12 protein-coding genes are annotated in these 13595 nt (G+C 37.6%); 9 read left to right on the plus strand and 3 right to left on the minus strand.

The genetic code is table 11. The features are described from left to right. Window positions 1-3: 3 nt before the first annotated feature. Genes ACTB0Y_RS11335 through ACTB0Y_RS11345 form a run of 3 tightly spaced genes read right to left on the minus strand, consistent with a single transcriptional unit; the run spans window position 4 to window position 4261 of the window. The gene (locus ACTB0Y_RS11335; protein WP_463206934.1) at window positions 4-2787 is read right to left on the minus strand and encodes a sensor histidine kinase; all 2784 of its coding nucleotides are present in this window, start codon (window positions 2785-2787) and stop codon (window positions 4-6) included. Then, window positions 2774-3442, minus strand: a complete 669-nt coding sequence (gene rsmI, locus ACTB0Y_RS11340) for a 16S rRNA (cytidine(1402)-2'-O)-methyltransferase (RefSeq protein ID WP_463206935.1) — start codon at window positions 3440-3442, stop codon at window positions 2774-2776. The genes ACTB0Y_RS11335 and rsmI overlap by 14 nt, the downstream gene beginning before the upstream one ends. A gap of 3 nt (window positions 3443-3445) precedes the next feature. Further along, the gene (locus ACTB0Y_RS11345) at window positions 3446-4261 is read right to left on the minus strand and encodes a hypothetical protein (RefSeq protein ID WP_463206936.1); all 816 of its coding nucleotides are present in this window, start codon (window positions 4259-4261) and stop codon (window positions 3446-3448) included. A 205-nt stretch (window positions 4262-4466) separates the two neighbouring features. Here ACTB0Y_RS11345 and ACTB0Y_RS11350 point away from each other — a divergent pair, with 205 nt between their 5' ends. The 9 genes from ACTB0Y_RS11350 (at window position 4467) to ACTB0Y_RS11390 (ending at window position 13490) form a co-directional block, all read left to right on the plus strand. Beyond that, entirely contained in the window at window positions 4467-5048 is a 582-nt protein-coding gene (locus ACTB0Y_RS11350; protein ID WP_463206937.1) for a thymidine kinase, read from the plus strand. A 21-nt stretch (window positions 5049-5069) separates the two neighbouring features. Continuing rightward, window positions 5070-7502, plus strand: a complete 2433-nt coding sequence (locus ACTB0Y_RS11355) for a bifunctional UDP-N-acetylmuramoyl-tripeptide:D-alanyl-D-alanine ligase/alanine racemase (protein WP_463206938.1) — start codon at window positions 5070-5072, stop codon at window positions 7500-7502. 3 nt (window positions 7503-7505) lie between these two features. Then, on the plus strand, window positions 7506-7811 hold the full coding sequence (locus ACTB0Y_RS11360; RefSeq protein WP_463206939.1) for a hypothetical protein: 306 nt from the start codon (window positions 7506-7508) through the stop codon (window positions 7809-7811). A 34-nt stretch (window positions 7812-7845) separates the two neighbouring features. Then, window positions 7846-8367 (plus strand): AmmeMemoRadiSam system protein A, encoded by a 522-nt coding sequence (amrA, locus tag ACTB0Y_RS11365; RefSeq protein WP_463206940.1) that lies wholly within the window; start codon window positions 7846-7848, stop codon window positions 8365-8367. Next, window positions 8367-9362: an AmmeMemoRadiSam system radical SAM enzyme gene (amrS, locus tag ACTB0Y_RS11370; protein ID WP_463206941.1), complete on the plus strand. Its 996-nt coding sequence runs from the start codon at window positions 8367-8369 to the stop codon at window positions 9360-9362. The genes amrA and amrS overlap by 1 nt, the downstream gene beginning before the upstream one ends. 2 nt (window positions 9363-9364) lie before the next feature. Beyond that, window positions 9365-10210: an AmmeMemoRadiSam system protein B gene (amrB, locus tag ACTB0Y_RS11375; RefSeq protein WP_463206942.1), complete on the plus strand. Its 846-nt coding sequence runs from the start codon at window positions 9365-9367 to the stop codon at window positions 10208-10210. Window positions 10211-10399: 189 nt separating this feature from the next. Next, window positions 10400-11491: a glycosyltransferase family 4 protein gene (locus ACTB0Y_RS11380; RefSeq protein ID WP_463206943.1), complete on the plus strand. Its 1092-nt coding sequence runs from the start codon at window positions 10400-10402 to the stop codon at window positions 11489-11491. A gap of 169 nt (window positions 11492-11660) precedes the next feature. Then, window positions 11661-12215 (plus strand): hypothetical protein, encoded by a 555-nt coding sequence (locus tag ACTB0Y_RS11385; protein WP_463206944.1) that lies wholly within the window; start codon window positions 11661-11663, stop codon window positions 12213-12215. A gap of 54 nt (window positions 12216-12269) precedes the next feature. After that, entirely contained in the window at window positions 12270-13490 is a 1221-nt protein-coding gene (locus ACTB0Y_RS11390) for an ATP-binding protein (protein ID WP_463206945.1), read from the plus strand. Window positions 13491-13595: the final 105 nt, after the last annotated feature.

Genomic DNA, 13595 nt, shown 5'->3' on the forward strand with positions numbered 1-13595 from the left:
AATTTATTTATAGTTTATCGGGAAACTCAATATAACTTTGGTTCCGATTGCATTTCCTTCGTGATTAATCATGTCCTCCTTCTGGACGGTTATTTTGCGACTTTTTAACTTATTATAAAGATCTATACGCTGTTCAGCAATATGTGTTCCATTTTTAACATTTATTTTTCCTTTTTGTGTATGTTGTTCAAAAACATCTGGTCTGCCAATACCATCGTCTATTATGGTACATTGAATAGAGCTTTTGACATACCTAATATTTAGCAGTATATTGCCCTTCCCCGGCTTATTTATTATACCTTCTCTCAGTGCACTCTCAACAAAGGGTTGCAAAATAAAGGGAGGTAACATCAAGCGGTTTTTATCAATGTCGGGTGCCAGGTTAATCGAATAAGTAAATCTGTCTTTAAATCTTAATAATTCAAGATCGAGATATACTTCTAACGTTTCAAGCTCTTCTGCCAGGGGAATTAATGCTTCTTTTGAATTATCCAGAATGTTTCTGATCAAAACAGAAAATTTCGTCAGATAACGACTGGAGTCCATGGCTTTATTTTGCAAAATAAAATGATTTATTGAGGTAAGGGAATTGAATATAAAATGCGGATTCATCTGCTGTTGAAGCACAGTTTGCATCTGAGCTATTTGTGCAGCTTCAAGTGTATTTTTTTTGTTTATAGTTTTTATTCTATGTCGCAAAAACAACAGTATTAGCCCAAAAAACACTATAAGTGATCCAATTTGAAAAGCTAAGGTTTGGTGTAGTTGCTTTTCTTTTTTTATGATCACATGGTAAATTTGTTCGCTTTCTTTAAATGTGGGATCGAATGATAACTGCAGGTGCGATATCCCACCACTCAATTTACTTATTGCCAGGTAATTTTCTGATAGAGCATATATTGTTGTATCGTTGTGTAGTTTGTAATATAGTTTCGGCTCTGTGCTATTTGTGAAATTAAGTTTATTTATCTCAATATTAAGGTTTTCAGTATTTTTGTCAACATCAAAAAAGAATTCGCGCTGTTTGTGCTTGGTTAAATACGGGGAATTTAGTTGAAGCCTGTACTGCTGTTGTCTCTTAATTTTATCGAAGGGTACAACCAACAGTCCATTTTTATGTAATGCATAAAGCTTATTATTATAAATAATCGTTTTTTTGATGTTTAATCCTGCAGTTTCATTTATTAAATCGCAGTTTAACCATGTTTTTTCATTTGGGATGGAACAAAGCAAGGCCCCTTCTGAATTGCTAATTAGAATAATGCTGTCATGTTTTTCTATTGAATTTATCGCCTTCGGTCTTATTTTATAAATACTTTTTTCGTCTTTTTCATTTATTATTGATAATTTATTTTGCGTATCCCTTAAAAACAAAGTTTTATTACTCTGTCCCAGGGAAACCACTCGCTGATTGCTTATTTTATGGCATTTGCCCCCATTGTTTAATTCCCAAATGCCATTGTCATTGGTTATAATGATATTTCCACGGTGGTTCGAAATGTTTGTAAAATGCTTTTTGGGTAAGCATTTTTTCTTCCACCTGGCAGAGTCAATGCTATAAACATTCAGACCGTTAGTTCCGATGGTAAATATTTGATTTTCGAGAACTGTATATTTATTAATATGATCATGCTTAAGACTCGCTTTCTGCAATAATTTAAGTTTATTATTTTCCATTAAAAGCAAATGGATTTTTCTTTCTCCCAGCACTAATAATTTGTTGGAATCTATAAAATGAAGCCGATTAACCGGGAAAGGTATCTTCCCAATTTGCTTTATTTTACTATCTTCTAAGGCGTAGAGTGCCCCGTTTTTTTCAGATAACACAACTTTACTTTTGTATGTGGCAATGTCTGAAAAAGGATACTGGTAGTGATCCGATTCTATGTTTTGAATGTAGAAGAGGTCTCCATTGTCGCTGCCTGCCCAGATTCCATTTTTCCTGTCTGCAAAAAGTTTCGTAATTGTATGGTTGTTTAATATTGTATCTGGTTTATGTTCAGGTCTTTGAATAATGAGCCCAATTCCAGAAATACTTTTCAGTACAGTACCTTCTACTTGTATCATTTCAAGTATGATGTTGGGACTGAAGCTGTATTTAATTTCTTCACTATTTGCTGTAATGGTTAAGTTACCAAAACTTATTGTGGCCTGGTTGCCATTACTGAAAAGCATGATATTGCCTTTCTTAAACCGTTTATCATTGTATAAATCAACCAGATTGAGTTGCAGGAACAAGGCAACTTTTTGCTGCCATTGTGATTTTAAGTTTTTAACAAGATCAAAAGCAATGGAAAGATAATTAACGGTGTCTTTTGTAACTAAAGAATCATTAGAAAAGGTATATTCTTCCAATCCGTAAGTATAAAAGCTCAGCGTCGTATCTGTCTCCTTGAAGCTGCTTTGAATAGGTGTTCCGTTGGATGTTTCCGAATATTGTCCTTTATTTAAGCATTTGATTTTTGTGTTTTTTATTTGCCACGCTCTTCCATTTGTTGCTGTTACCCACAAACTACTATCGAGCTTACTTACATAAAGGGCTGCAATATTGGAGTATTCGAGTGTAGTGCTTCGTCCGTAAAGCTTGTGTTTTTGGCCGTCGAATTGATACAGTCCTTTTGAAGTGGCTAACCAAACAAAACCCTTATAATCTTGTGCAATGTCATTGATCTTGACCTGCGGAAGCGCTTCAATATTATCGAAATTAATAACGCGAGGAGGTTGGCCCGGCAAAAGATATGCGGCAATAAGAAAAATTAATGTTATGAGTAAATTACGTATTTGCACCTTCAATAATTATAACAAACTCACCTTTAGGGGGTTTGTTTTTAAAGTGTTCAATTAATTCGATTAAATTTCCTCTTTTTGTTTCTTCATATATTTTCGATATTTCCCTGCTAACAGAAGCTTTCCGACCCTGTCCAAAAAATTCCGATAATTGTTCCAGTGTTTTTACTATACGATAGGGAGATTCATACAATACAATGGTTTGATCCAACTCTTTCAGGTAATTAAGTCTTTTTTGACGACCTTTTTTGTGCGGCAGAAATCCTTCAAAATAGAATTTGTCGCATGGCAGTCCGGAGTTTACGAGTGCAGGCACAAAGGCGGTTGCACCGGGTAGCGTAAGTACCTGGATACCTTCTTTCAGGCATTCCCTGATAAGTAAAAAGCCGGGATCGCTAATGCCCGGAGTCCCTGCATCGGTAACTAAAGCAACATTTTTTGCCTGTGCAAGCTCCACAAATTTCTGAAGCTGCTTGTGTTCATTAAATTTATGATATGCAATTAACTCGTCATAAGTTATTTCGTAGTGTTCAAGAAGGTTTTTTGTTTTTCGGGTATCTTCTGCCAGAATCACCTCAGCAGCTTTAAGCACGTTTATTGCGCGAAAAGTCATATCTTCCAGGTTGCCAATAGGTGTGGGAACAATGTTTAACATAGGCTATTTAAGGTATCTGCGATAAATGAATTCTATGAATGATTTAAAACTTTCTTTATCCTGATTAAAATCAAAATTGTTTTCAAGAAATATCAATGCACTTTCCAGGTCATCCATTGTATTTAATTTACTAATGGTATCCCGGTATAAATCAGCGTTACCCTCGAAAAGATCATTGATAAACCATATTTTATCGTTGAGCTTAATGGCTTTGGTTAAATCTTCAATGGGGTGCTGTTGCAACTTAGAGGCAAGGTCCTTCTGGTCAAAGTGCATTGCAATTTTTTCGTTTATTGAGTTTTTCACACCCGTATATTTATCTGCAATGGTTTTTTTGGGCTCATCTGATTCAGTAGCTGTATCTGCATACTCTATTTCATCCTGTATTTTTTTTTCTATTTCTTCATTTAAATCTGTGGGCTCTTCTTCAGGTACAGGGTCAGTGTTTTGATCAGGTTCTTCCGGTTTTTCTTCGGGTGCAGCTTCAATATCCAGATTTTCACTGGTTGGTTCTTGCTGCTCTGCAGGTTCAGTAGGCTGCGTTTTTTTAGTAGTTGGTTCCGTTTTTTTTGAGCTGACTTGAGGCTCACTAACTGACGTTTCTTTAATCTTTTCGGTTTGCCCTTCTTTTGCTTTTGGGAGCGTATCTGTAAGCCCATTCTCCAGCATATCAAACTCCTCAGAGATCGATCTTATTCGTGAATGAATAAGCTTTATATCCATTTCGGTCAAAGTTTTACCAGGCTTTAAATCTCCCAGTATTTCAGTCAACTCATACACATCATTTTTTATGTAACGCAAAAGGCTCTTAAAATTCATCAATATGATCTAATTTGATTATTTATATTAACATGCAAATTTATTGGAAATATTCCAATTATACAGAAGTTACTTCTTTTTTCAATGCTTTTTTAAATATCCCCCTGTCTTCTGTCAATAAAATTATAATTTTGTTTAGTACAAACGACTTTTTTTGACATATATTTAATATTTATAATTGAATGATTTTTAAGGAATAAATTAAATGTTGAGACATTCCGAAATAATAGAGACCCATCGGTCGGGTTGGGTGGAGGTAATAGTTGGTTCTATGTTTAGTGGTAAAACAGAAGAGCTTATCAGAAGACTCAAGCGCGCACAAATTGCAAAGTTAAAGGTCGAGATATTTAAGCCCAAAATCGATGTGCGGTATTCAGACAGCGATGTTGTTTCACATGATTCCACTGCTATACGTTCAACACCTGTTGATGCTGCAGAAAATTTACTAATGCTTGCCTCTGGTAACAATGTGGTTGGAATTGATGAAGCACAATTTTTTGATTCAAACCTGGTAAGAGTTTGTAATCAGTTGGCAAATCAGGGCGTGCGTGTTATAGTGGCGGGTTTGGATATGGATTTTCAGGGCAATCCTTTTGGACCAATGCCTCAGTTACTGGCTATGGCTGAATATGTATCGAAAGTGCACGCCATCTGTGTAAAATGCGGAGGATTGGCCCAGTTTTCTCACCGCGTGGTAAAAAATCAGGACTTAGTGGTTTTGGGCGAAAAAGACGAATATGAGCCACTTTGCCGCAATTGCTATTTAGAAGTCACAAAGCAGAAATAGTGCATATTTTAATTGTATGATATGTTGAATCTAAAGAAAGTAGCAGAAATATCGCAAGGTGAATGCTTGGGGTCGTGTAGCGGTCAGGTAAAATATTTGCTAACCGACAGCAGAAAGCTCACCCTGCCAGAACAGGTATTGTTTTTTGCTATCCCCGGCAAGTATCACAATGGCCATGCATACATCCCTACTTTAATTAAAAAAGGTGTCAGCCAATTTGTAGTTTCAGAATTGCCCGAAAAGCAATGGCTTGAAAAGGCAGATTTCGTCAAGGTCCATGATGTGATTAGTGCCTTGCAGTTGGTTGCTGCATGGTGGAGGTCGCATTTTAGTTTACCGGTTATTGGAGTAACCGGAAGCAACGGTAAAACAATTGTTAAAGAGTGGATTGCCCAGAGCCTGGGAGACACCGTAAGGATGACCAGGACCCCTGGTAGCTATAATTCACAAATTGGTGTTCCGCTCTCTGTTTGGATGCTCAGCGATGCCGCCGAATTCGGCCTTTTTGAAGCGGGTATTTCTTTTCCGGGCGAAATGGAAAAATTACAGACTATTATAAAGCCTACAATTGGTCTGTTTACCAATCTTGGTGATGCTCATCAGGAAAACTTCAGTTCATTTACTCAAAAACTTGAGGAAAAATTAAGGCTATTCAAAAATGCTGATGTGGTAATCTATCGCAATGAAGGCGATTGGGTAATTGAGAAAATTGAAGCTTATTGCACTGAGAGGAAAAAGTTTACCTGGTCTTTTAAAGAAGAGGCCGATGTACAGGCGCAACTCGATGATGCTGTGTTAAAAGTTCAATATGCAAATCAAAAACTAAGCCTTTCAATACCATTTAGCGATAAAGCATCAGTAGAGAACTTAATGCATACCATTACACTATTGTACTATTTAGGATATGATTCAGATTTTATTTACAAGGCAGTAGCCAAAATCAGAGCTGTTCCTATGCGTTTGGAGCAAAAATCGGGAAAGGCACATAATACTATTATCAACGATAGTTATAACTCCGATTTGGGGTCGCTTTCTAATGCACTTGATTTTCTTGAACAGCAAAAACAGCATCCACGAAAGGTTTTAGTGCTATCAGATATTTTTCAGAGTGGGTATGCAAAAGAAAACCTGTACAAAGAAGTATCAGTGCTAGTTAATGCTCATAAGCCTGATTTAATGCTGGGAGTCGGGAAAGACCTGATGCAATACAGAGAGCTTTTCCATCTCGATAGCCATTTTTTTAAATCGACCACTGAATTAATTGCAGCCCTGGGCGATTTTGATTTAACAGATACTACTATACTACTTAAAGGCAGCCGTGCCTTCCATTTTGAAGAGGTTGATAAAATTCTGGAAGAAAAAACACACCGGACAGTACTGGAGGTAAACCTCAATGCCTTAACACACAATTTAAACTACTTTAAGTTATTGCTAAAGCCCGATAAAGGCATAATTGTGATGGTTAAAGCATTCTCGTATGGTAGTGGTTCGCACGAAATTGCTAATATTTTACAGTATCACCGGGTAGCTTACCTGGCAGTTGCTTTTGCCGATGAGGGTGTGGATTTACGTGCACGTGGGATCGATTTGCCGATTATGGTCATGAATCCGCACATCTCTGATTTTGATAGCCTGATACGATACCGGCTTGAACCTGTGGTTTTCGATTATGGAATGCTTTCGAGCTTGGGTAAATATCTGGTGCAGCAGGGAGAAAGAAGATTTCCTGTGCACCTTAAATTAAATACGGGCATGAACAGGTCTGGGTTTAATCCTTCTGATATAGATAACCTGATAGATGAGCTGAAAAAACAGCCGGCCATGTATGTGCAAACTGCTTTCTCTCATTTAGCTTCAAGCGATGAGCCAATGCATGACAAATTTACCCACGACCAGGCCAGGGTTTATAATACAATGTGCAAGAAACTGGAATTAGCCTTTGATAGAAACATTAAAAAACACCTTTTAAACAGTGCCGGGATTGAGCGTTTTCGCGAATACCAGTTTGATTATGTGCGCCTTGGAATTGGCTTATATGGAATAAGTGTAGCAGATGCTGACCTAAAGCAGGTTGGCAGGCTCCGGACAAGTATTGCTCAAATCAGAGATGTAATGCCGGGTGAAACTGTTGGTTATGGCCGCAGTGGAGAAGTCGAAAACCCGAAAAAAATTGCTACAATACCCATCGGTTACGCCGACGGATTCAGGCGAATACTTAGTAATGGCAGAGGTAAAGTTTTTATAAACGGTAATTTATATCCAGTGATTGGTAATGTATGTATGGATATGACCATGATAGACATTACGGGTGCTAATGTGGAGGTTGGAGATGAGGTTGTAATATTTGGCCCAGAATTACCAATTGAGGAAATTGCAGGATGGTTAGAAACCATACCTTATGAAGTGCTTACCAGCGTGGCTGCAAGGGTTAAAAGAATTTATGTAAAAGATTAAAACATGATAGAAGCAATATTTATTATAGGTATTACCGGCATCGCTTTTATAATTGGTCGCAGTATACGCGATCTCTTTAAAAAGCGCCCGGTACGTCAGAAAAAGGCTCGTCGCCGGGGTATTACAAAGCTGTTTGCCGCAATTGCATTGTTGATTGTAGCTTTGCTGATTATTACCATTTCTATTGTCTCAGGAATCGGCGTTTTTTATGATAAGATTACCTGGGAGCAACTTCTGCTTTATTTTCTGATTGATGGTTTTGCAGTTTATATTTTTATTTTAATCATTGGTTTCTTGAAAAAGTATTAAATAATTAGTATCTTTTTTTGAAATCAATGATGAGATGGAGCAAAAACACATATACGTATTAACAGCAGAGCAAGCAGTCAGAAAGTTTGTGGTAGATGGTGTTCGCCTGAAACAACCTGAAGATGTTGATGAAAGATTGTTACTAAAAAGAGGATGTTTTGTTTCATTACATCTTGAGAACGGCGACCTGAGAGGCTGCATTGGGACAATTGAACCCAGATTTAAGACCCTTTTTGAGGAAATTGTGCAAAATGCGATATCAGCATCTTCAACAGATCCAAGATTTCGGCCAGTAGCACCCGAAGAATTATCCGAAATTAAAGTATCGGTTGATGTGCTATCCCCATTTGAGGAGGTAACCCCGGATCAGCTCGATCCGGCTGTGTATGGATTAATAATATCTGACGGGCACCGGAAAGGCGTGTTGTTGCCTGCTTTAGAAAGTGTCGATACCGTAGAAAAGCAAATTGATATTGTAAAGAAAAAAGCCAGACTCCAAATGGTTGACAATGACCAACTAAAATTTTACCGTTTTAGAAGTGAAAGGTTTGAGTAATGAAAGAAGCCAGTTTTTATACAATCAGGGCCGACAGGGTAGAGTGCCATCTATGCCCTCATAATTGTAAATTAAAAGATCGGCAATGGGGAATTTGTAATGTTCGTCAGGCTCGTGATAACAAGCTTTTTGATATGGGTTACGGCAGAATTAGCTCCCTGGCAATTGATCCGGTTGAAAAAAAACCACTATACCATTTTTATCCGGGAGCCCAGATCTTATCTGTTGGCGGCTTGGGGTGTAACTTTAATTGTAGTTTTTGTCAGAACCACCAAATTTCGCAAATTCAGCATCAAATGCTTGCCAGAGCTGAGTATTTAAGCCCTCAGGAGGTTATAGACATTGCCCTTGAGAAAGCTCCAAAAGCCGGTATTGCATTTACCTATAACGAACCTATGATTAATTATGATTTTATGATTGATGTTGCCAGTTTGGCCAAATCACAAGAAATCCCAACTGTTGTCGTTAGCAATGGTTACATTAATCATGCACCCCTTGAGAAGTTAATTGAAGTTATTGATGCATTTAATATTGACCTGAAAGGTTTTAATAACCAGTTTTATAAGAAATTTGCCGGTGGCCGGCTTTCACCTGTTCTGGATGCCTTAAAGCAAATAAAGAAAGCTGATCGTCACCTTGAAGTCACACATTTAGTAGTAACAAATGCTAACGATAATTTTGATGAGTACAGGGCTATGTTGTACTGGATTGCCGAAAATCTCGGGCAAAGGATCCCTTTCCATATTAGTCGTTACTACCCACAATATAAATATAGCCAACCTGCGACTGAATTGACACTGATAAATGATTATGTTGCAGCAGCCAGGGAGAAATTGCAGTTTGTATATCCCGGTAATGTGCATGCAGATGCATCAACTTATTGCCCTGAGTGTGGGGAGCTTCTTATAAGCAGGAGTGGGTATAGTACAAAAACTGTTGCACTTTCTGAAAAATATTGTTTAAATTGCCATTATGAACTCCCTATAATCATTTAACTATGACTACAAGATATGCGCAATTTTCTGGTAAATTCTATCCTTCAAGTCATATTGAAACCAGAAAGCTCATTGAGTATATTGAAAAGAAAGAAGCCAACAACCTAAGACATATCGTCGATGCAAAACTGAATGTTTTCGGTGGCGTGGTGCCACATGCCGGGTATATGTTTAGTGGTTACCAGGCTGTGCATTTTTTTCACCATATCATTCATCAGGTATTTGACAGTGTTGTAATCTTATCTCCCAGTCATAGAGGCCTGGGACCTGATATTTCGATTGATGGTCATGATCAATGGGAAATACCCGGAGCTGACTTTCAAACAGATAAGGAATTGTTAAACAGTGGCTTGTTTGATGTCTCATCTGATGCGCAGTATGAGGAGCATGCAGCAGAGGTTATGCTACCTTACCTCAGCCACTATCGACCTGATTTAAATAAAATTGCGGTTATTACTATCCGTAACCCGAAGCTGCAAAATATTAGAAATGTGGCAGAAAAACTTTACAGGTATGAACAGGATTCAGAGCAAAAGCTTCTGGTAATTGCATCATCTGATTTTAACCATTTCGAAAGCGCCGAAAAAGGACGAGAAAAGGATGATTATATTCTGGAGGCCATTAAGAATCTTGATGAGGCTGAGGTGATTGAACGCGTTAGAAAATATAATGTCAGTGTATGCGGATATGGCCCAATCACAGCACTCATGGCTTATGGTAAGATGAAAAATGAAAAGGTGAACTTTAGTATTTTGCGACGGGGGCATTCCGGCGAAATAATGCCTTCTGATGAAGTTGTCGATTACGTCAGTCTTTTATGTGCAGCACCTCTGGAGGTAAAACCTTAAATTCTTTATAATCTTGATTTTGTCTGTAATAAGACGCTTTCATAGGGGTTTGGCAAAATTTTAATACTATTTCACTTTTCTATCACAAATATGACGTTAAATTAGATTCCTACTATAAAGCCATTATATTTGCATGCCTAATTAAAGGAAATAGATAAAGTGCATTATTTGCCCGAAGATTAATGTTTGATGGAAAATAAGACAAAAAAGCGAATAGTATGTGTCCACCTGTATAACGACTACAGTGGAGCGCCATTGGTATTGTCAGAAGTCATTAACGGATTAAGTGCCCGGGGGCATCAAATAGATTTATTTACATCGGGCAAAAATGCGAAAGGTTTTTTGAGCAATTTGGAGGGCGTTAAACACCATTATTTTCATTACCGGTGGACAGCCACGAGGTATATCAATTTTTTTCGTTTCTTTTTCAATCAATTTTTTCTGTTTTTTATTTTTCTACGCTATTGGCGCAAAGACGTAATTTTTTATGTAAATACTCTATGGCCTTTTGCGGCTGCACTCGCGGGTAAGCTCACAGGTAAAAAGGTTATTTACCATCTACACGAAACCTCTGTGAAACCTAAAAGATTAAAGCGGTTCTTATTCAGAATACTTGATAAGTCAGCCTCTGATGTGATTTATGTATCTAAATATCTAAAGCAAAAAGATCCGGTAAAGCAAACCCACCCGCACGTTGTTTATAATGCATTGTCACCAGATTTTACCGACAATATAAAACCCCGGGGCAAAACAGACGAGTTTACAGTATTAATGCTATGTTCGCTTAAAAAGTATAAGGGAATAAAAGAATTTATCCAACTGGCTGCACGGTTGTCTAATGTTCATTTTGATTTGGTCGTTAGTGCCTCTGAAGAAGATCTCAATGCGTACTTTAAGAATGACCGGTTTCCTGAAAACATGTCGCTTTACCCTGCACAGGTTGATGTGCATCCATTCTATTCGAAGGCCTCGCTGGTTATTAATTTAAGTCACCCTGATAAATGGCTTGAATCGTTTGGATTGACCGTGCTGGAAGCCATGAATTATGGCATCCCGGCTATTGTTCCACCGCATGGAGGAATTAGTGAATTAGTTGAAGACGGCTACAATGGTTATAAAATCAGTGTGAAAAAGATGGACAAAATTACAGAGGTAATCCATGAAATATCTCAGGATACAGCTTTACACCAAAAATTATCGAAAAACGCCCGTGAAATGGCAAGAAAATTTGATTATAAAAGTATGATCGATAGTATTGAAGCTATTGTACTAAGCGATTAATGTAAATACGCCCTAATTACAAGGTTTCACTTGTAGAGATATGCAAATTTTACTATTTTTAAGCAATGAATGTATATGGTGCCCATGTTCTGAATAAAGCAACCGGGGATTTTTAGTCAAAATACATCAACACACAGTGCATATCGAATTAAAATTAAAATTATAAAATATGAAAGAAGAAGTTTTAAAGTTATGGGGCGAGGAACTGGAATGGATTCAGGATAATGATCTTCGTGAAAAAACTATGCGGGTATGGGAAATAGCCCTTCAAAGAAGTGTTTTGAAAGGAGAAGACCTGAATCGCATACCTTTTACACTCCTGGTCGGTCCTGACTTAAAGGTAACCTTTATGGATCATAAGCGTGCTGTAGTGCATATCTCGCGGGAAAGTGGTTTAAAAGTCAATCAGTTTTTTAAAGACGAGCTACCTGTAAATATGAATGTGCTAATTTCAGGAGCTATTCTGTGCGATGTTGGAAAGTTGCTCGAATATGTGCTTGATGATAATGGAAATGCTGTGCAGGGTACATATGGCAAGTATCTTCGCCACCCCTTTAGCGGTGTTGCACTGGCAGAAGAGGTTGGGTTACCGCCGGAAGTTAATCATATTATTGCAACGCATGCCGGAGAGGGTGATATGGTAAAGCGCAGCACTGAAGCTTACATTGTGCATCACTCAGATTTTATGACTTTCCTGCCTTTTAAAAATGGCTTAAAACTTTGAGGTGAAGTTATAAATTGTTATTTTGCAAGTTTATAATTAGGATTTTTTAGTTGTATGATTCGAAAATCAGCGCATGCATTGGATGATAAAGTTAAGTTTCTGAGGAACGTATCTTTATTTATGGATGCTCCGGCTGCAATTCTTGAGAAGATTGCCCGGAACTTAAAGCATATAAAAATTGAGCAGGGAGAGTCTATCTTTCATAAGGGAGATAGAATGCGTGCGCTTTATATTGTAATAAAGGGTAGCTTACAAGTGCACGATGGCGAGTATATTTTCTCCAATTTCGATGAAAATGATTTCTTTGGTGAATATTCGCTCATTGATGAGGAGACGAGGAGCGCAAGCGTTACAGCAATAATTCCTTCTGAACTCTATGAATTAAGTTATGAAGCCTTTAGTGACGCACTAGAAGGAGAGCCATTACTCGCACGTTCATTGCTTAAAGGTTTCGTAAAACGATTGCGTGATAATAACATATTGGAGGAGCGGCTTACAAAGCGCACCCTGGACATACAGAAACAAAAAAATGAAATAATAAGAGAGCGCGATGAGCTGGAAAATCAAAAAAAAGAGCTTGTAAGCTTAAACAATACAAAAGATAAGTTTTTTTCTATAATCGGTCATGACCTAAAGAATCCTTTTAGTACAGTAATTGGGTTATCTGAGTTGCTGTTAGACGATTTTGATTCTTTTGAAAAGGAGCGTTTAAAAGTTTTTATTGAGCAGATATATAAATTTTCAAGCAATGCCTATGCTTTGCTCGAGAACCTTTTACAATGGGCCAGGAGCCAAACCGGAAAGTTGAAACTTGCAAAGAACCCGTATAATTTAAAAGATGTAGTTGAAGACAATGTAGAATTACTGAATGGTAATGCCAGGCAAAAAAACATTAAAATCAATTACCCGGAGGATTCTGCATATTGGCATTTCGATATAAACATGATTAGTACTGTGATGCGTAATTTGATATCAAATGCTATTAAGTTTACCGAAGAGAATGGAAACATAGATATAAACTACGAAGAACGAAACCAAAAACTCTACGTGTCTATTTCAGATACAGGGGTAGGCATAGCCAAGAAAGATGCCCAACGTTTGTTTAAACTCGATGTTAATCCATCTACAATAGGCACTTCAGATGAAAAAGGTACGGGTTTAGGGCTCATTTTGTGCAATGAGTTCATATCAAGACACGGAGGAGAAATTTGGGTGGAAAGTGAACCAGGAGAGGGCAGCATATTTAAGTTTTATTTACCGGCTGGTGGCGAATAATCACTACCAACAATATTTTTACCCTTGTTTATTCTAAAGATCTATCCCCTAGCCAGTATGATTTGAGCTGATATTTAAGCTATTACAAAACAAGGTTGTGGAAAT

Source organism: Salinivirga sp. (assembly GCF_055145285.1).

What these genes read in the sequence shown, in the direction of transcription:
- rsmI (WP_463206935.1), bottom strand. Translation starts at nt 3,442, where the DNA reads ATGTTAAACATTGTTCCCACACCTATTGGCAACCTGGAAGATATGACT.
- ACTB0Y_RS11345 (WP_463206936.1), bottom strand. Translation starts at nt 4,261, where the DNA reads ATGAATTTTAAGAGCCTTTTGCGTTACATAAAAAATGATGTGTATGAG.
- ACTB0Y_RS11350 (WP_463206937.1), top strand. Translation starts at nt 4,467, where the DNA reads ATGTTGAGACATTCCGAAATAATAGAGACCCATCGGTCGGGTTGGGTG.
- ACTB0Y_RS11355 (WP_463206938.1), top strand. Translation starts at nt 5,070, where the DNA reads ATGTTGAATCTAAAGAAAGTAGCAGAAATATCGCAAGGTGAATGCTTG.
- ACTB0Y_RS11360 (WP_463206939.1), top strand. Translation starts at nt 7,506, where the DNA reads ATGATAGAAGCAATATTTATTATAGGTATTACCGGCATCGCTTTTATA.
- amrA (WP_463206940.1), top strand. Translation starts at nt 7,846, where the DNA reads ATGGAGCAAAAACACATATACGTATTAACAGCAGAGCAAGCAGTCAGA.
- amrS (WP_463206941.1), top strand. Translation starts at nt 8,367, where the DNA reads ATGAAAGAAGCCAGTTTTTATACAATCAGGGCCGACAGGGTAGAGTGC.
- amrB (WP_463206942.1), top strand. Translation starts at nt 9,365, where the DNA reads ATGACTACAAGATATGCGCAATTTTCTGGTAAATTCTATCCTTCAAGT.
- ACTB0Y_RS11380 (WP_463206943.1), top strand. Translation starts at nt 10,400, where the DNA reads ATGGAAAATAAGACAAAAAAGCGAATAGTATGTGTCCACCTGTATAAC.
- ACTB0Y_RS11385 (WP_463206944.1), top strand. Translation starts at nt 11,661, where the DNA reads ATGAAAGAAGAAGTTTTAAAGTTATGGGGCGAGGAACTGGAATGGATT.
- ACTB0Y_RS11390 (WP_463206945.1), top strand. Translation starts at nt 12,270, where the DNA reads ATGATTCGAAAATCAGCGCATGCATTGGATGATAAAGTTAAGTTTCTG.